Origin of the sequence: Meridianimarinicoccus marinus, assembly GCF_040689105.1 — a bacterium.
Classification (GTDB): Bacteria; Pseudomonadota; Alphaproteobacteria; order Rhodobacterales; family Rhodobacteraceae; genus Meridianimarinicoccus; species Meridianimarinicoccus marinus.
In genome coordinates, this window is sequence record NZ_JBFBVU010000120.1 from 1 (window position 1) to 275 (window position 275).

Genomic DNA, 275 nt, shown 5'->3' on the forward strand with positions numbered 1-275 from the left:
CCCTGGAAACCCATTACGACGAAGAGTTTCCGATCAAACGCCTGGGCACCAACCTCTGGGCCGCGCTGGACTACAAGCTCTTCAACGAAGGCCGTCCGGGCGTGGTGCTGGGCAAAGACCAGTGGTTGTACACCGATGAAGAGTTTGATGCGGTGGCCAATGGCGAGCAGAACGAAGCGGACAACCTGGCGATCATTCAGGGTGTGCGCGATCAACTGAAGAAGCAGGGTACGCAATTGGTGCTGGCGATCATTCCGGCCAAGACCCGTCTGTAT

General features: G+C 57.5%; 1 protein-coding gene. It reads left to right on the forward strand.

The features are described 5' to 3' along the window. The coding region (locus AB0T83_RS20440; protein ID WP_435891202.1) for an alginate O-acetyltransferase AlgX-related protein at nucleotides 1-275 on the forward strand (275 nt) is incomplete at both ends.